Origin of the sequence: Phenylobacterium sp. LjRoot97 (assembly GCF_964254345.1) — a bacterium.
Lineage (GTDB): Bacteria > Pseudomonadota > Alphaproteobacteria > Caulobacterales > Caulobacteraceae > Phenylobacterium.
The window spans coordinates 2,448,654-2,465,047 of sequence record NZ_CAXUTH020000001.1 but is presented as its reverse complement, the minus strand read 5'-3'; the positions used below and the strand labels follow the sequence as shown (position 1 = coordinate 2,465,047).

14 protein-coding genes are annotated in these 16,394 nt (G+C 65.8%); 8 read left to right on the top strand and 6 right to left on the bottom strand.

What is annotated here, in order from left to right; genetic code table 11:
- Positions 1 to 115: 115 nt before the first annotated feature.
- On the top strand, positions 116 to 2,251 hold the full coding sequence (locus ACSQ2H_RS12265; RefSeq protein WP_436061667.1) for a TonB-dependent siderophore receptor: 2,136 nt from the start codon (positions 116 to 118) through the stop codon (positions 2,249 to 2,251).
- Between the two features lie 58 nt (positions 2,252 to 2,309).
- Here the strand turns inward: ACSQ2H_RS12265 and ACSQ2H_RS12260 are convergent, their stop codons facing one another.
- Both ACSQ2H_RS12260 and ACSQ2H_RS12255 read right to left on the bottom strand, forming a co-directional pair.
- The gene (locus ACSQ2H_RS12260; RefSeq protein WP_436061666.1) at positions 2,310 to 2,801 is read right to left on the bottom strand and encodes a hypothetical protein; all 492 of its coding nucleotides are present in this window, start codon (positions 2,799 to 2,801) and stop codon (positions 2,310 to 2,312) included.
- Between the two features lie 18 nt (positions 2,802 to 2,819).
- On the bottom strand, positions 2,820 to 3,809 hold the full coding sequence (locus tag ACSQ2H_RS12255) for a sulfatase-like hydrolase/transferase (protein WP_436061665.1): 990 nt from the start codon (positions 3,807 to 3,809) through the stop codon (positions 2,820 to 2,822).
- A gap of 163 nt (positions 3,810 to 3,972) precedes the next feature.
- On the opposite strand from ACSQ2H_RS12255, the gene ACSQ2H_RS12250 reads away from it, so the two are divergent.
- The gene (locus tag ACSQ2H_RS12250; protein WP_436061664.1) at positions 3,973 to 4,617 is read left to right on the top strand and encodes a dihydrofolate reductase family protein; all 645 of its coding nucleotides are present in this window, start codon (positions 3,973 to 3,975) and stop codon (positions 4,615 to 4,617) included.
- Here the strand turns inward: ACSQ2H_RS12250 and ACSQ2H_RS12245 are convergent.
- On the bottom strand, positions 4,614 to 5,882 hold the full coding sequence (locus tag ACSQ2H_RS12245; protein WP_436061663.1) for a glycosyltransferase family 87 protein: 1,269 nt from the start codon (positions 5,880 to 5,882) through the stop codon (positions 4,614 to 4,616). The genes ACSQ2H_RS12250 and ACSQ2H_RS12245 overlap by 4 nt on opposite strands.
- Positions 5,883 to 6,123: 241 nt before the next feature.
- On the opposite strand from ACSQ2H_RS12245, the gene ACSQ2H_RS12240 reads away from it, so the two are divergent.
- The 3 genes from ACSQ2H_RS12240 to ACSQ2H_RS12230 all read left to right on the top strand — a co-directional run bounded on the left by ACSQ2H_RS12240 (position 6,124) and on the right by ACSQ2H_RS12230 (position 8,468).
- A complete protein-coding gene (locus ACSQ2H_RS12240; RefSeq protein ID WP_436061662.1) occupies positions 6,124 to 6,942 on the top strand; it encodes an LssY C-terminal domain-containing protein in 819 nt (272 codons plus the stop codon).
- 374 nt (positions 6,943 to 7,316) lie between these two features.
- Positions 7,317 to 7,790 carry a GatB/YqeY domain-containing protein gene (locus tag ACSQ2H_RS12235; RefSeq protein WP_436061661.1) on the top strand — a complete coding sequence of 158 codons (474 nt, stop codon included), beginning with the start codon at positions 7,317 to 7,319 and terminating at the stop codon, positions 7,788 to 7,790.
- A 117-nt stretch (positions 7,791 to 7,907) separates the two neighbouring features.
- Positions 7,908 to 8,468 carry a hypothetical protein gene (locus ACSQ2H_RS12230; protein WP_436061660.1) on the top strand — a complete coding sequence of 187 codons (561 nt, stop codon included), beginning with the start codon at positions 7,908 to 7,910 and terminating at the stop codon, positions 8,466 to 8,468.
- A 120-nt stretch (positions 8,469 to 8,588) separates the two neighbouring features.
- On the opposite strand, the gene ACSQ2H_RS12225 is transcribed toward ACSQ2H_RS12230, so the two are convergent.
- Together ACSQ2H_RS12225 and trhO are read right to left on the bottom strand one after the other, a co-directional pair.
- Complete coding sequence (locus ACSQ2H_RS12225; protein ID WP_436061659.1) at positions 8,589 to 9,812, bottom strand: cytochrome P450; 1,224 nt, start codon at positions 9,810 to 9,812, stop codon at positions 8,589 to 8,591.
- 213 nt (positions 9,813 to 10,025) lie between these two features.
- The gene (trhO, locus tag ACSQ2H_RS12220; RefSeq protein ID WP_436061658.1) at positions 10,026 to 10,976 is read right to left on the bottom strand and encodes an oxygen-dependent tRNA uridine(34) hydroxylase TrhO; all 951 of its coding nucleotides are present in this window, start codon (positions 10,974 to 10,976) and stop codon (positions 10,026 to 10,028) included.
- A gap of 557 nt (positions 10,977 to 11,533) precedes the next feature.
- Here trhO and ACSQ2H_RS12215 point away from each other — a divergent pair.
- From ACSQ2H_RS12215 to ACSQ2H_RS12205, 3 genes are read left to right on the top strand one after another with little or no spacing between them, the layout of a single operon-like run.
- Complete coding sequence (locus ACSQ2H_RS12215; protein ID WP_436061657.1) at positions 11,534 to 12,520, top strand: CBASS cGAMP-activated phospholipase; 987 nt, start codon at positions 11,534 to 11,536, stop codon at positions 12,518 to 12,520.
- Between the two features lie 12 nt (positions 12,521 to 12,532).
- Positions 12,533 to 13,939 (top strand): CBASS cGAMP synthase, encoded by a 1,407-nt coding sequence (locus tag ACSQ2H_RS12210; protein ID WP_436061656.1) that lies wholly within the window; start codon positions 12,533 to 12,535, stop codon positions 13,937 to 13,939.
- Between the two features lie 23 nt (positions 13,940 to 13,962).
- On the top strand, positions 13,963 to 14,757 hold the full coding sequence (locus ACSQ2H_RS12205) for a hypothetical protein (RefSeq protein ID WP_436061655.1): 795 nt from the start codon (positions 13,963 to 13,965) through the stop codon (positions 14,755 to 14,757).
- Positions 14,758 to 14,800: 43 nt separating this feature from the next.
- On the opposite strand, the gene ACSQ2H_RS12200 is transcribed toward ACSQ2H_RS12205, so the two are convergent.
- Positions 14,801 to 15,517, bottom strand: a complete 717-nt coding sequence (locus tag ACSQ2H_RS12200; RefSeq protein ID WP_436061654.1) for a hypothetical protein — start codon at positions 15,515 to 15,517, stop codon at positions 14,801 to 14,803.
- Between the last annotated feature and the right edge of the window lie 877 nt (positions 15,518 to 16,394).

Below are 16,394 nucleotides of genomic sequence, written 5' to 3'. Positions count from 1 at the left end.
ACGCAAATGCGTTCGACCGCCGCACTTGTGCCCCGCGGCATCGACTGCTAATGCGACTAACTCGCATTATTAGGAGTAGCGAAGGTCGCAGGCTCCTCATGTCGGGGGACATCGAATGCAACGGAAACTGGGGCTGCTGACGGGCGTGGCGCTGGCGGCGATCGCCGGGACGGCGAGCGCGCAGGACACCAATGTCGACGAGCTGGTGGTCACCGGCCGCTACACGGTCGACGAGCAGATCGACACCGCCACCGGCCTGGGCCTCACCGTGCGCGAGACGCCGCAGTCGGTGACCGTGATCACCCAGCAGCGGATGCGCGACCAGAACCTGACGACCATCGCCGACGTGGTGCGCAACACCGCCGGGGTCTCGATGGTCGAGGTCGACGACGTCCGCAACGTGTTCAACGCCCGCGGCTTCGAGATCAAGAACTACCAGATCGATGGCGTGCCGCTGTCGTGGAGTCTGGCCGGCGACTCCGGCGAGACCGTCGCCGACATGGCGATCTACGAGCGGGTCGAGATCGTCCGTGGCGCCACCGGCCTGCTGACCGGCGCCGGCGATCCCTCGGCCTCCATCAACCTGGTCCGCAAGCACGCCGACGCCCGCGAGTTCGGCGGCTCGGTGTCGGCCGCCGCCGGCAGCTGGAACAAGTTCCAGGTCGAGGCCGACGTCTCCGGCGCCACCAGCGACGGCCGGATCCGCGGCCGCGTCGTGGCCAAGTACGAGAACCGCGACACCTACTTCGACCGCCAGTCGACCGAGAAGTCGGTGTTCTACGGCGTCGTCGAGGCCGACCTGACCGTCAACACCCTGCTGCGGGCCGGGGCCAGCCGCCAGGACACCAACCCGAACGCCGCGTTCTGGGGCGCGCTGCCGACCTTCTACACCGACGGCGGCCTGACCAGCCTGCCGGTCTCGACCAACACCGCGGCGAACTGGTCCTACTGGGACACCACCAACACCAACTACTTCGCCAACCTGGCGCACAGCTTCGACAACGGCTGGAGCGTCTCGCTGAACTACAACCGGCTGATCAACGAGCAGGATTCGCAGCTGCTCTACCTGTTCGGCGCCATCGACCGCACCACCGGCGTCGGCCTGGCCACCTGGCCCTACAAGAGCAAGGGCGAGACCACCCAGGACAGCTTCGACGTCCAGCTGCACGGCGACTATTCGCTGTTCGGCCGCGAGCACGACTTCACGCTGGGCGCGCTCTACAGCAAGCAGAACTCCGATGTCGTCTACTACCAGGCCGGCGGCCCCAACGCCTTCGCCCCGGCGACCAGCATCTACACCTGGGACGGCAATTTCCCGCAGCCGGTGTTCGGCCCGGCGGCGACCCAGTACACCGACAACAAGACCGAGCAGACCGGCTTCTTCGCCGTCACCCGTCTCAACATCACCGACCAGCTGAAGGTGATCGGCGGCGCGCGGTTCTCGTCCTGGGAGCGAAGCGGGATCAACGGCGGGGCGGCCGACAACTACAAGGCCGACGACGTCGTCATCCCCTATGTCGGCGCGCTCTACGACCTGACCGACCAGCACCGGCTCTACGCCAGCTACACCGAGATCTTCCAGCCGCAGAACGTGCGCGACATCAACGCCAAGACGCTCGAGCCGATCACCGGCAAGGCCTACGAACTTGGCCTGAAGAGCGCCTTCTTCAACGACGGCCTGCAGACCTCGGTGGCGGTCTTCAAGATCCAGCAGGACGGCCTGGGCCAGCCCACCGGCGTCATGGTCCCCGGCTCGAACCCGCCGGAGGAGGCCTACGCCCCGGCCGACGGCGCTGAGAGCACCGGCTTCGAGCTGGAAGCCACCGGCCGCATCAACCCCAACTGGAACGTCAGCGCCAGCTACGCCCAGTTCGAGGTCGAGGACGCCGCCGGCGCCAAGGTCAACACCGACCAGCCGCGCAAGAGCTTCTCGCTGTTCACCACCTATGCCTTCGATGGGGAGTTCGGCGGCGGGCTCGACGGCCTGACCGTCGGCGGCGGCGTCAGCTGGCGCGACACCATCTACTCGCTGGCCGTCAATCCGGTGACCACCGCTCCGACCCGGATCGAGCAGGAAGCCTTCGCCCTGGTCAACCTGATGGCCCGCTACGAGATCACCGACACCACGGTCGTGCAGGTCAATGTCGATAACCTGTTCGACGAGACCTACTACAGCCAGATCAGCTACTTCAGCCAGTATCGCTACGGCGCCCCGCGCAACTTCACGGTCAGCCTGACCCAGAAGTTCTAGGGCGACCCGGCGCGGCAGGGCGACGATCGCCCCGCCGCGCGCCCAGGCCGTCGTCGGTTCAGGAGCCGCCGGTGGCGCCGAACTGCAGGGTGTCCATCACCTTCTCGAGGTTGAAGCTGCCCGCGCGCTGCGCCGGCGGGAACTCCTTCATCGTCTCGAGATAGTCGCCGATGATGTCCTGGCACGGGACCAGGATGAAGGCCCGATCAAGGTACCAATCCCAGTAGGTGTTCGACGTGATGTCGGCGAACTCGTAGGGATCCGTGCGCAGATTGTAGAGCTTCGGAATGCGTCCGGTGACGAACGGCCGGCCCCAGATTTCCAGGGTGCCCTCGGCCTTCTGCTCCATGAACACGACCTTCCAGTTGTCCATCCGCAGCCCGGCCACTTCGCCCTCGTCGGTGAAGTAGATGAAGCCCTTGCGCGGGCTCTTCTCGCCCTTGGTCAGGTGACCGACCAGGCTGTCGCCGTCGAGGTGGGACTTGAACTTCTTGCCGTTGAGGGTGGCGCCCTTCTTCAGGTCTTCCTTGATCGACGCGGCCCCGGCCATCTCGGCGAAGGTCGGCAGTCAGTCGAGGTGCGAGACGATGTCGTTCGAGACCGAGCGCGCCGGGATCTTGCCCGGCCAGCGCACCAGCGCCGGCACGCGATAGGCGCCTTCCCAGCTGGTGTTCTTCTCGGACCGGAACGGCGTGGTGCCGGCGTCCGGCCACGAGTTGCAGTGCGGGCCGTTGTCGGTCGAGTACATGACGAAGGTGTCGTCGGCGACGCCCAGTTCGTCCACGAGGTCGAGCAGCACGCCGATCGCCTTGTCATGGTCGATCATCACGTCGTGATATTCGCTCTGCCAGCGTCCCGCCTGGCCCCGGCTGGCCGGCTTCACGTGGGTGCGGAAGTGCATGTGCGTGGTGTTGAACCAGACGAAGAACGGCACGCCCGCCTTCACCTGCTCGCGAATGAAGGCGACCGTCCGCTCGGTCACCTCGTCGTCGATCGTCTCCATGCGCTTCCTGGTCAGCGGGCCGGTGTCCTCGATCGACTGCCCGCCCTTGCCGTCGGCCTTGCAGTGCAGGACCCCGCGCGGACCGAAGCGCTTGCGGAAGTTGGGGAACTCCTTGGCGTCCGGATAGTCGGGGTTCTCCGGCTCTTCCTCGGCGTTCAGGTGGTAGAGATTGCCGAAGAATTCGTCGAAGCCATGCATCGTGGGCAACTGCTCGTCGCGGTCGCCGAGGTGGTTCTTGCCGAACTGGCCGGTGGCGTAGCCCTGCGCCTTCAGCACCGTGGCGATGGTCGGGATCGAGTCCTTCATGCCCTCCTTGGCGCCCGGCATCCCGACCTTGGTCAGGCCGGTGCGCAGCCCGCCCTGGCCGGTGATGAAGCTGGCGCGGCCGGCGGTGCAGCTCTGCTCGGCGTAGTAGTCGGTGAACACCATGCCTTCGTCGGCGAGGCGGTCGATGTTGGGCGTGCGGTAGCCCATCATGCCCTTGGTGAAGCAGCTCAGGTTCGACTGACCGATGTCGTCGCCCCACATGATCAGGATGTTCGGTTTCTTCGCCATCGCCTCTGTCCTCGCCAACTGATTGGGGTGGGCAGTCTGGCGGTCGTTCCAGCGCGCGATATCGGGCTTTACCCGCCCGCGCCGAAGTTAGATTGCCGCGGCGCCGGCTCGGGACACACCCGCGTCTTCGGCATAGGATGCCCGACCAACTGCGGAGGCGGCGATGTCACGGGTGCGGGTAGGGGCCTTTTCGATCTCGCTCGACGGCTTCGGCGCCGGCCCCGGGCAGAGCGTGGAGCATCCGCTCGGCCGCGGCGGCGAGCAGCTGCATCAGTGGGCCTTCGCCACCCGCTTCTTCCACGCCATGCAGGGCCAGGACGGCGGCTCGGACGGCGTCGACCAGGCCTACGCCCAGCGCGCCATGAGCGGCTTCGGCGCCTTCATTCTCGGCCGCAACATGTTCGGCCCGGTCCGCGGTCCCTGGCGGCCGGACGAGGGCTGGCAGGGCTGGTGGGGCGATGACCCGCCCTACCACGCCCCGACCTTCATCCTCACCAACCACCCCCGCGAGCCCATCGAGATGGCCGGCGGCGCCACCTTCATCTTCGTCACGGAGGGGATCGAGGCGGCGCTGGATCAGGCCAAGGCCGCGGCCGGCGACCTCGACGTCAAGATCGGCGGCGGCGTTGACACCGTGCGCCAGTACCTGCGCGCCGGGGCCATCGACGAAATGCACCTGGCCCTGGCCCCGGTCCTGCTCGGCCAGGGCGAAGCACTGCTCGCCGGCCTCGACCTGCCGGCCATGGGCTTTGTGGTGAGTGAGCACGTGGCCGGCGAGGGGGCCACGCACGTGGTGCTGGCGCGCTAGGCGGCCGCGGCGTCTTGCGCCGGGCGCGCAGCCTGCGCCGGCGCGTCCTCCGACTCGATCGCCGGCGGCCGGACCAGGATGCGATAGGTCAGCGCGAACAGCAGCCAGAGCACCGGCGCGGTCAGGGAAATTCCCCCATGGCTCGCATCGAGCGTGACGCCCGACCCGTCGTCGTGCATCGCCGTCGACCACGCCAGGCCATAGCCGCAGGCCAGCCACGTCAGCGCGAACCAGGCCAGGAACTGCCGACCCGTGCCGCGCGCCATGATCTCGGGGAAGATGAAGGCGATCCCCACCCCCAGCACCGTCAGGTCGTAGTCGTAGCCGTAGGGGCTGACGCAGACCGTCGCGGCGCAGGCCAGGGCCGCCAGGCGGTTGAACGCCACGCCCTTGATGCAGGCGAGGGCCAGGATCGCCAGCGAGACGACGGCGCTGACCAGCTGCAGCGTCATCGCCGCCGCCGGCCCAGCGCCCAGGCTATGGGCCGCGGCATAGACCGAGTTCATGCGGAACAGCGGGTAATACCCCGCCGCCAGGAAGCGGCTGGCCTCGCCCACGGCGTTGCGGAAGTCGAGCCAGATCCCGACGCCGTAGACCGCCGTGGAGACCGCGAGCAGGGCCAGCCCGACCACCCCGGCGATGACCGCCACCGACCAGCGGCGATGCAGCAGCACGATCAGGCCGACGGCCACCGCCAGGTGCGGCTTGATGATCAGCAGCCCCAGCGGCAGCCCGGCCAGGCGGCGGTTGTCGCGGAACGCCAGCAGGAAGGCGCCGATCAGGCCCGCGATCAGGAACCCGTTCTGCCCGGTGCGCAGGTTGAGCAGGATCGCCGGCGCGACGGCCATCACCACGCCCGGCAGCCAGGGGCCGGCGATCCGCCGCAGCACCCAGACGTAGAAGCCGAAGCTCCCCAAGGCGAACAGCAGGAACGCCGCGCCGATCGGAAGCCCTGCGAGACCCTGCATCGCCAGCGTGAACGGCGGCGGATAGGTCCAGGGCATGAAGGCGGCCGAGCCGGCCATCTCGATCTGGGCGCCGAACATCGACATCGCGTGATAGGCCTCCGACACCCGGCCCTCGAGCGCCAGCCGGCCCGCCAGGTGGAAGGCGTCGAAGTCGGTCAGCACCTTCTTCTGGCCGAGCAGTTCCGGGGCCTGGAAGCGCACCGCCGAGACCACCGCCAGCAGGCAGCCCAGCACGATCAGGGCGCGGAGCAACAACCGGCTGCGGCCGATCCCGAACACAGAACCATCTCGGGCCACAGCGTCGTCCCCATTCATCGCCGCCCCGCAGCGGCCTTCCGCAGCGCTCTACACTGCGCAACACGTCGCGATTGTCGGGCCGTCTTGCTGAATAATGCTTAACTGTGAGGCGAGAGCGCGAGTTTAGTCTTGGAGCGCCGCCCAAGTTATTTCGACTTTCCACGTGAGCCACGGATACGCGCCGAGTCGTCCTCCGCCGCTTGAGGGGACTTGAGGCGAGAATAATGCGAGCCTCCAGCGGGTGGGAACGCAGCGAACCAGGAGGATAGCGGGGCTCGCCGCGGCCGGGCTGGTCGGCCTGATGCTCTATGGCCTCTCGGCCTATGTTCTACTGCCGGCGGCCTGGCGCCACTATGAGCGGCAACCGAGGCTGGTAGGGCGTCCGATGGTGACCCGCACCTCCGCCGACATTCCGGGCGATCCTCTGAACATCGGCCTGGTTGGCGAGGAGGGCGACATCGCCGCCGCCATGCAGGCCATCGGGTGGGAGCCGGCCGATCCGCTCACGACGCGTTCGAGCCTGGGCATCGTGCGCAGCGTGCTGGTCGACAGGCCCGATCCTCGCGCCCCGGTCAGCGCCTTGTTCTATGATGGCAGAAGGCAGGATCTTGCATTCGAGCGCGCGAGCGGCGCCAGCGCGAGGCGGCGCCATCACGTACGGCTGTGGAAGGTGCTGGATGTCGGGACCGAGGGGCGGCCGGTGTGGCTTGGCTCGGCCACCTACGATCGTGGCGTCGGCCTGAGCGCCGACACCGGACAAGTCACGCACGACATCGCACCGGACATCGACGCCGAGCGCGACCTGCTCGCCGAGCAAATCCTATCGGCTAGGCGAGCCACCAGCGCCTATCAGGTGTCAGGAGTGGGGCCCACGCTGGCGGGGCGCAACGGCGGGGGCAATCGCTACTTCACCGATGGAGAGATCGAGGTGCTGGTCCTGGCGAAGGGCGGCGGGCCCGGGCCGGCGGCCCCGACGCAGGCCGATCCCCCGCTGCGCATTCAGCTGAAGGACCGGCTCTGGGACGGCATGCGGCCGATGCTGCGCCGCCTGTTCCACTAACTCGTCTGCACGGCGGGGCGCCCGAGCCAGCAGAGGCTGAACCGGGCGCTCGGCCGGCGTGCGTCAACCCACGAAAATCCAATCCCCGGTCAGCGACGACAGTGGCGCTCCGACCAGCACCCGGGTCGCAAAGGCGACGATGGGTGAGCGGGCCCGCTACGTCAACGCGCACCGAGAGATCGCTCAGCTGATGGGCGAAGGGCGCTTTGCGCCTCTCCGAGCCATGGGCGCTTTCTGGCGCAGGGCTGATGGAATGCGGACGAGGATATTGCGGGGGGCCTGCTACGATGGCCCAAAGGCGCGACCGCGCTTGACTGGCGGCCTGCTTCCCCCGCTACAGAACGACCGAACAAAGTGATTGAAAGGACAGCGACATGGCTTTGCTTGACGAGCTCAGAGCTGACCAACTCGCGGCGCGCAAGTTGAACGACCGCCTGAAGGCCGACCTGCTCACCACACTGATCGGCGAAGCGACGCAGATCACGACCGAAGAGTTCAAGCGCGGCGTGACGGAAGTCACTGACGAAAAGGTCGTCGCAACGGTCGCGAAGTTCCTGAAGAATACGAAACTGACGCTGGAGAACCTCGCGAGCGAGCGCGCCCGCCTGATCGAAGCCGGCAGCGATGCGTCGAGGGTCGACCAGCGCACGACGGCCGCTGAAACCGAACTGGCGATCCTTTCTTCGTATGGCCCGAAGCAGATGACGGAATCGGAGCTGCGCGAGGCCATCAACGACTTCCGGGCCAAGAACCCCGACGCCAACGTCGGAACCATCATGGCCCGCCTGAAGAGTAGCTTCGGCGGCCAGTATGACGGCAAGGCAGCAAGCGCGTTGGCCCGGGGCTAGGGCGCCCGCCGTCAGGCGCTAAGCCCTCCTATCGTTCGCTGCTGCTCGCAGCGCCCACCTTTCCGCGATGGATCAGAGACGTAGCGTGGCGCGTGCGCTTCGGATACCCACCGACCAATGGCCGAGCTGAAGTCTACCCAAATCGCCAAGGCGCTGAGTTCGGCTATGGCCGAGCGCCGGCTTGTTCGGCTGACGACGCGGTACGACGAATGGGTCGTGCGTGGCCGCGTACTGGGCATAGGGCCCGGGTTTGTCATGGTGGCGGTGGTGAACGATGGGATCCGGCTTGACGGTTTCGAGTGTTTCCGTCGGCCTGACATCGTTGCTATCGAGGACGATCCGTACGCGGTGTTCATCGAAACTGCGCTAGCTCGACGCGGTGAAACGACCTCGAACGCGCCCGCTGTATCGCTTGCGAGCATAGAAGATTTGTTGGAGACGGCGGGGCGCGCCTTTCGCCTCATCACGATCCACTGCGAAGAGATCGACCCGGAGGTCTGCTACATCGGCAACGTTCACGAGATCGCCGATGGCCACCTCGTGATGCGAGAGATCACTCCTGCGGCAGAATGGGATGCCGAACTGGAGCGTCACCCAACGGCCGATATCACCCGAGTAGCCTTCGGCGCTGACTACGAGCAAGCTCTAGCGCTCGTCGCCCCTTCGTCACCCGTTTAGGGAGGCGCTCGCGTCGCATCCTCTGGCGCGTGCGACTTGAAGGCCCCCAATCGGAGGTCCGCCTTCAGGCCCTCCGCCGATGTCCGCAAGGGGCGCAAAGCCGTCAGGCGTCCACCCCCATCACCCCGCCACCACCAACGCCTCCATCCCGCGGAAGAACGGCAGCGCCCGCCAGGTCGGCTCGTCGCCGGCCAGGCGCAGGTCGGGGAAGCGGGCGAACAGGCGCACCAGGGCCTGCTTGGCCTCGATCCGGGCCAGTGGCGCGCCGATGCAGATGTGGCTGCCGCCGCCGAAGGCGACGTGCGGCACGTGCTTGCGGGTGATGTCGAAGCGGTCGGGGTCCTCGAACACCTCCGGGTCGCGGTTGGCCCCGTGCAGCGAGGTGATCACCGACTGGTGGACGTGCATCGGGCAGCCGCCGACCTCGCGCTCCTCGGAAATCACCCGGTTAGTGATCGCCACCGGCGATTCAAAGCGCAGGATCTCCTCGACCGTGGCGGCCGCCAGGCTCGGATCGGCCTTCAGCTTGGCCAGTTCCTCCGGGTGGTTAAGCAGCAGCCAGACGCCGTTGCCGATCAGGTCGGTGGTGGTCAGGTTGCCGCCGATCAGCAGGGCCGAGAGATTGACTCGGATCTCGTCGTCCGACAGCGGCGCGCCCTCGGCCTGCAGCTTGACCATGTCGCTGATCAGGTCGTCCTGCGGCGCCGCGCGGCGCTGCTCCATCAGGTGCGAGAAGTAGTCGGTGAGCTTGCCCGAGCCCCACTCCATCTTCTGCGTCTCTTCGGGGGTCCGCAGCGGGTTGAGGCCGAGGATCGAGGCCTCCGACCATTCGCGGAACTCGCGGAACCGCTCGCGCTCGACGCCGAGGATGGTGGCGATGACCAGGATCGGGATCGGGATGGCGACGTCGCCGATCAGGTCGAAGGGCTCGCCGTGCGGGACCGCGTCGATCACCTCGTCGATGATCGCCTCGATCTGCGGCTTCATGGCGTTGATGCGGGCATAGAAGGTCTTGGCCAGCGGCAGCCGCACGCGGCTGTGGTCGGGCTCGTCCAGCGACAGGATGCTGTCCAGGCGCGGGGCGTCGGGATCGCGGTCCATGCGGCGGAGCAGGGCGCCTTCCTCCGAGCGGCTCCAGTGGCGCCACAGGCTGCGGTCGTTGACCGTGTCGCGCACGTCGCCGTAGCGGGTCAGGAACCAGGTCTTCACCGGCTCGTCGCGGTGCACCGGGCACTGCTCGCGCAGGTCCTTCAGCCGCTCGTGCGGATTGACCCGCGCCACGGGGTCGAAGGCGGAGGTCTCAACGATGCTCCAGGCGCGTTGATCGCCAGCTTGATCGGTCATCGGCGTCACTCCCCATACCTTTGTTTCGAACCATAGTGGGCAGATCGGCGACGGCATCAAGGGGGCGACGCAGGGGAAACTGAACATTGATTAGATAATTCCCCGCGCGACGGGACGGCGGCCAGGCCGCCGGCGCCCGCGCGACCTGGGATTGGCGCCTTCGAAACCCAGGGTCGCGCGTCCCGCGGTCGCAGACGCGCGGCTCAGCGCCTTCTAGCGGTCAGGCTTGGCCGGCGGCCCGCTGGCGAAGTGGTCGTCGCCGCGCGAAGCGGCCAGGGCGACCTGGCGCTGACGCTCCGCGTACCCCGACCGCTGCTGGGCGTCCCGCTCGCCATGACAGGCCGGGCAGCTGACGCCGTCTTCGAACAGCGGCGAGTCCCGTTCCTCCGGCGTAACCGGCATGCGGCAGGCGCGGCACAGCACATGGCTTCCGGGCGCCAGACCATGGCCGAGCGCCACGCGCTGGTCGAAGACGAAGCATTCGCCCTGCCAGAGGCTGGTCGGCTCGCTCTGCGTCTCCAGGTACTTCAGGATGCCGCCGTCGAGGTGATAGACGGCGTCCAATCCTTCCGACTTCAGGAAGGCGGTCGCCTTCTCGCAGCGGATGCCGCCAGTGCAGAACATGGCGATCTTCGGCGGCGAGGCCCGCCCGCCCAGCAGGGCCTCGCGGTTGGCGCGGAACCAGTCGGGAAACTCCCGGAAACTCCGCGTTCCCGGGTTCACGGCGCCGGCGAAGGTGCCGATCCGGACCTCGTAGTCGTTGCGCGTATCGATGACGAGCGTGTCCGGTTCGCTGATCAGGGCGTTCCAGTCGTCGCACGACAAGTGGCGCCCGGCCGCCAGGGGATCGATGTGCGGCTGCCCCATGGTGACGATCTCGCGCTTGATCCGGACCTTCATGCGGTAGAAGGGCATGACCGCCGCGCGGGAGATCTTCACCGAAAGCTGCTCGCAGCCGGGCAGCGTGCGGATATAGGCCAGCGCCGCATCGATCCCGTCCGGCGTCCCCGCGATGGTCCCGTTGACGCCCTCCGGCGCCAGCAGCAGCGTGCCCTTGATCCCATGCTCGGCGCAGACGGCCGCCAGCGCCTCGCGCAACGGCGCGCAGTCGCTGAACGGCGAAAATCGATAGAGCGCGGCGACGCATATAGGCAGGTCGGTCATGTCGCGGCAGCGATGTCAGGTTCGCAGCCCCAGGGGAAGCAACCCCGACCGGAAAATTGGACCACAGGCCGACTGCCGCGCAAAGCGCCGGGCAGGGGGCGCGTCCGCCTTCCGGCCGCCCACGGACGCCCGCCCTTGGCGCGAGCGGGGCCTAGGCAGAGCGTGGTCGTCGTCGATGTCAGCTAGGGGCTCCTAGCCGACATCTACGTGGTCCGCTCTTGGGATGGCGCTGTTCCGGCGCGTTCGCATCGGGCTTTCAGCTGGCCATCGGAAGGTCCGCTCAGGGCCACCGCTGCGCTGGTGTGGACCGGTTATGGTACCGCTCAGCGCACCTACTCCGACGTGACAACGATGAAGGTCTGATCGTCGCTTGTTCAGCAAACGAAAGTGGGCAGAGCTTGACCGTCGCCTCATCATCCGGGAAATACGAGTGGGGCCTGAACATGAGTACATGTTTCTGAGCGATATGAGTGGCGCAGGCTTCATGGCGTTACCTGGGCATGACTGCTCCCGCTATCCGCAGAGTGGGCGTTATCCCTATCTGGCTGGAGTCCACCTTGACCTTTCAGATTCTTTGCCTCTCTGGGGGTGGTTTTCTCGGGCTCTACACGGCGGGCGTTCTCGCCGAACTGGAGGCCGAGGCCGGCCGGCCGTTGATGGAGTGCTTTGACCTAGTGGCCGGGACGTCAGTTGGCGGCATCATCGCACTCGGTCTCGCCGCGGGCACTCCAGCGGCGGCCATCCGCGACGCCATCCGTGAGAACGGAAGCGCAATCTTCTCGGAACGCCGCGCGCCGAGAAGCGAGATGCAAAAGAGAGTCGCGCTGTTAGCCAACGTGGGCCGTGCGAAGTACCGGCCCGAACCGCTACGCCGCGTCATAGAGCAGGTGGTGCCGGCGGGCACACTGATCGGCCAACTACGTCACCGAGTAATGGTCGCTGCAGTCAATCTGACCAAGGGTGGCCCGCAAGTCTTCAAAACGGATCACCACGAGACCTTCACGCGGGACTGGAAGCTCAGTGTCACCGACGTCGCGCTGGCCACCTCGGCCGCGCCAACGTTCTTTCCACTTCACCAGATTGACGGCCAGTTGTTCGCCGACGGGGGCTTGTATGCTAACGCGCCGGACCTGTTGGCCATTCACGAAGCACAGCACTTCCTCGGTCAGGATTTGGCCGAAGTTCGGCTGCTCAGCATCGGCACCACCACTTCCAAGTTTTCCATTTCCAATACGGCCAATCCTGACATGGGTTGGATGGCTTGGATGGAGGGCGAGCGGCTACCGAGCGTCATGATCGCGTCGCAGCAATTGCTTGCTGACGCGATGGTGAAACATCGGCTCGGCGACAACTACGTGCGCATTGATACTGTCCGCTCACCGGAGCAAGAGCGAGAGCTTGGCCTCGACGTGGCCACTTCGGCTGCGGCTGCCGACTTGATCGGGCTCGCACAGGTATCGGTGCAGGAACACTCGGGCAAAGGGACGTTGACGCCCTTTTTCAATCACCGCGCGGCCGAGCCGCAATTCTTCAATCGCAAATAGGGGGTTGCGGCGATGGGCATTGCGGCTTCGCTATTCTTCTCGACGGCAGATCCGGAACGGACGCTGGACTGGCGTGTGCGGCCATCGGACGAGCAGTTCGAAGCCCAAGAAGCGAGGTGGAACCACCTCGCTGAGTATCTGCTAGCCGAGTTGGGCTCGGAGTCCGGGTGCTCGATGAGGTCCTGGCTGCAAGGATCCTACAAGTTCGGCACGCAGGTTCGCCCCGCCCGCGCTGGTGAAGAGTTTGATATCGACCTAGGTGTTTACTACCAGTGGTCCGGAGAACCTGAGGACGGCGCGCACGGCCCCGTCGACCTCAAGGACATGGTGCAACGGGCGCTTACCAAGTACGCGGCCAACGCGGACAACGACGCCACCTCGGTGTCACCCGCTAAGCCCCGATGCTCGCGCATCCATTTCACGGGTGACTTTCACATCGACGTGCCGGCCTACCATCTGGACAGCGATCGCGATGCGCGGGCCTTGGCAACCGCCTATGACGAGTGGGAGGCTAGCGACCCCAAGGCAATCTATCAGTGGTGGACTTCTACCATCAACGAGGCGGGTCGGCCCCGCGCACGGCGTATGGTCCGGTACCTCAAAATGTGGGCGGCGCTTCGATTTGAGGAGGGAGGACGGCCCAGTTCTATCCTCCTCACCGTGCTGACCGGCGAGGCCTACGTCAGGCTCGATTTCAACACACTCAGCGGCGATGACGAGGTATTTCAGGCGCTCGTCTCGGCAATCCACGCGAGACTTCAGCGCAGCTATGCAGTCACGAATCCGAAGGACCCGCGGGAAGACCTCAACCGGTTGGACCGCGAGGGCAACGAGGCCTTCGTAGAGCAATTGTACGAACTCCTCGGTTGCTGTGGCCGAGCGCTGGGCGCTCTGACTTCGGCGGAGAGCGCGGAAATATGGTCGGAGGCCTTCGTCCACTTCTTCCCAGCGCCTGGTGACGAGGAGGTGGTGGTGGAGATGGCCAAGTTCAGCAGCCGCGCCATCGTCGCGCAGACATTTGTGCCAGAGGTCGCCGTCGAGGCGGTGACTGACGGCATCCTTCGCCAGCGCTACCGGGGGCAGAATGGGATTGGCCCCATTCCGAAGGATTGCACCGTTACCTTCACCCTAGCGAATGCAGCCTCGCTGCCCGCTGGCGCAGTTTTAAGCTGGGTCGTACGCAATGAGGGCGACGAAGCGGAATTCGTAAACGACCTCGGACACATCGCCGGCTCGGGACTCAGCGTTAGCCGGCACTCTGCTTACACAGGCGTCCACCACATGGACGTGTCAGTGAAGCTAAACGGCCGTCTCATCGGAAGGCGACGGGTTCCAGTAGATATTCAGGGCCGCTCGGCACTACTGCCCCGGCAGACACAACGACGGCCCGCGAACATCAAACTGCGCGGCCGGCGTTGAACATGATCCTCTAGGAAAACACAGTGACAATTGTGGTCTACTGGAGGACCGGCAACATCCTCCAGGTCGTGGCAGATACTCGCATCTCGGGACCAGGTCACGTGTACACGGATGCTGGCCCTAAGGTTTTGCTACTCAACATGCAGAGTCGCGCAGCCGGGAAGGATCAGCAGGATCTGAGCCATCGCACGTATGGCTTCGCCTATGCAGGCTCATCGCTCGCGGCCTTGAGCGCATACGCCGTCGTCTCGAACTGCTTAGCCAATCTAGTGAGGCATGGAGACAGCGTCTTCCCATCTGTGTTCGCCGTGGCAAGCTGGATCGAGGAAGCAGCAAACCGGTACATCGCGGAGAGCAAACCACCGGCCCCGCCACTACTGTTTGAAGGCGTTGTGTTCGGAGCATGTGAGGTGGAGAAATCTCGCGTAGCCGTGGCCATTGAACCTCGCCAAGTCGACGGAGTGTGGCGCGCGCAGTCTGAGCGAGCGCCAATCGCGCACCCCGATGTCATCGGGATGCTGGGGCAGTCGACAAGGTTCGTTGAGCGCCTCAACCAATGGCAAGCAGCCGGCAAGGACTTCGATCCGCACGGCGTCATTGATGAGATGATCGCTGATCCCAACGAGCCGACAGTCGGAGGTACAAGGCAGGTCGCGATTTCAGCCGGCTGGGATGTGGAAGTCGTCCCTGTAGCTGTGCCGTCAGGCGAGGGTCAGCGTCTGAAAACGCTTCTAGCCGGCATCGATGTGAGTACATTTCCTTACTGCGATGGGTTCAGCGTCGGCTACCAAGTTCAGATGCTAAAGAAGGCGACGTGACGCGCGCGGGGGCGCAGGCGGAGCCTGCTCGCCGTATTTCGCCTTATCCGCCCGGATCTTGGCTCCTACTCTCCCGCAGCCGCTTCAGTGCCCAAGCCGGCCATGCGGTGCGATCCTGGTGTTCTCGGATGCTGTCAGGCGCCCGAGCGAGGAGCCGACGGGGGATCCTGGGCCAGGCCACGTTCTGTTGTAGGCGGCGGCGTTGCTCGACGCAGTTGCCGATGAGGCGGATGTAGTCGCGCACGTCGACGGCGGCGTCGCGGCAGGCGCGGTATTCGGCGAGCAGAGTTTTCTCGGCAATCATCTTAGCCCGCGTGTTGTGGGCCCAGGTGTGGGCGCGCACTTCGCCAGCCTTGAGGAAGTGCGCGCGGTCCTGGACAGGTAGGGCATCGACATCGGCGACAAGGTGGAGTGGGACGTGGACGGCGTTGTTCCGGCGATCCTCGATGTCGCCGATCTCGCGAAGCAACCAAGGAACATAGAGGCGAAGCTCTTCGGTCCAGCCCGGCGGTTCAGGCACCATTTCATTCACGGCCTTGCCAAGCCAGTTCCGCTTCTGCCTATCAACGCGCGAGCGTTGCCATTCTTCCAACTGAGCCGTGCGCACGCCGCGCGTCAGGACGATGCCGTATAGGCGGCCTAGGTGCTCATGCATGTCGTTCCAAGCTAGCGTCGCCTGGCCAATGGCGAGCGCATACGCGCGGAAGGGCCGCTCGGTGAACCTCACGCCAATCAGGGATCGCAGGGTTTCGCTCGGCACGAGTCGACTCAGATTTCAGTCAGGCGAAGCATAGCATGCGGCGCGCGGCCGGTTGGGGAAGGAACGGTCGACTTTAGGACCGAGCACCTCGTGCTGACGCGGGTGGCCGCCGACAAGCTCGCTGAACCAAACCAACGGACCATGCAGATGACCTTCGTGCGGGAACGCTCCCCCAAGCACTAGATCCACATTCTGCTCACTCATTCACCCACCGCAAAGCGGAGTCCCGCAATTCGTCGCTGCGGTCGCAGACGTCGTTGCCGCCGTTAAGGGACGTGTATCAGATCGGCCGGAAAGGGCATGGCTGCGATCAGCAGCAGGGGTGGTTAGGGCGCGCTCGGCCTGACATTCTGTGCCTATGGCGCCGCTACTCGCGATAGTTCTGGCTTTGGCTGATCCCGCGTCGGCAGGAGCGCGCGCAACCGCAGAAGTTTCGGACACCCGCGCGGTGCTGCCCGACCGGCGTCTCCGCAAGGATCAATACGTCCGCTACTTCATGCGGGCGACAATCCGGAACGACGAGGATCTTCCCTTCACCACGTCTGGCTCCTTCACTCTTGCAGCTCCGCTCGACGTTTGGCTCGGCGTTTATGTCCGAACGCCCAGCCCTTGGACCAGGGCGCCCGCTGGGATGCATGTCGTCGCCCAGCCAGAGCGTTTCCCAGAGTTCGTCCACGGCGGCTGTTTGGTCGTGAACCTTGTGGCCGACGCCAACACGGGAGAGACGCTGGGAAGCTGGTGTAACGCAGACGGTGGGCCGCCAGTGAATGGCGCGCCGACTTCGCTACCGACCTACTTTCCCGCTCACTCGCCCATCCGCTGAGACTTCCAATCGGGGCCGGATGCGGGCGGCCTAGACCGCGCCATCCCACGCAAG